Source organism: Enhygromyxa salina (genome assembly GCF_002994635.1).
Lineage (GTDB): Bacteria > Myxococcota_A > Polyangia > Nannocystales > Nannocystaceae > Plesiocystis > Plesiocystis salina_B.
In genome coordinates this window covers 1-772 of sequence record NZ_PVNL01000152.1, presented here as the reverse complement: position 1 = coordinate 772, position 772 = coordinate 1, and the positions used below count along the sequence as shown (strand labels likewise).

The window sequence follows — 772 nt, the reverse complement described above, 5'->3', positions numbered from 1 at the left end:
AGGATGTCCCGGTGGATCGGCTCGAGTGGCTCGCGCGGCGGGCCGACGTGCCCTCCACACACCTCGCGGCCTACGTGCAAGCGCACCGGCTCGCGGACGACCGCATGATCAAGCCGCAGAGCTTCTACGCGTTCTTGCGCGCGGGCCTGCCGGCTGATCTGCTCGGTCTGCTCCGGGCTGGCGAGCGCGCGTGGACAAACGCCATGCGTGGCGCGTGGGCTGAGCGGCGGCTTCCTCTCCCCGGCGATGGCTCCGCGACGGCACAGGAGGCTGAACTTACTGAAACGCTCGCGGTGATGCGCGAGCTCGTGGTCGACGCTGAACTCGTTCGCCTGGTCGCAGGCGTCAGTCAGCAGGCGCTCCTCGACACCGCAGGCTTGTCGGAGTCGCACCAGCGAACCTTCGCGCAGCTCTGGCTCACACACGAGGGCCCGATCGACGAATTTTGGACGGTCGCCGCGGCGTCGAGCCTCGCCTCCGAGGTCCCGCAGCTGAAGTTCACGGTCCAAGCCGCGACCTTGGTCGGCGCCCACCTGCCGACCCTCGCCGCACTTCAGGCGGAGCGCAACGACGTCACGATCACCGAGCTCGCCGACACGGCTGCGTGGAGCATCGCTCAGTGGGACGCGATGCTCGTCAACCGCCGCGTCACACCGCCCGATGACATCCCGGGCGCAGACGCGGAGACGGTCCGGCAGACCTACGCGCGCACCTTGTTCAACGTGCTCGAGAGCGCGTATCCGTCCGCGTCACTTGGCGCCGCGCTCACGCG

1 protein-coding gene is annotated in these 772 nt (G+C 69.2%); it reads left to right on the top strand.

What is annotated here, in order from left to right:
• A partial coding sequence (locus ENSA7_RS44845) for a hypothetical protein (protein ID WP_181234629.1) occupies nucleotides 1–772 on the top strand: 772 nt, incomplete at both ends.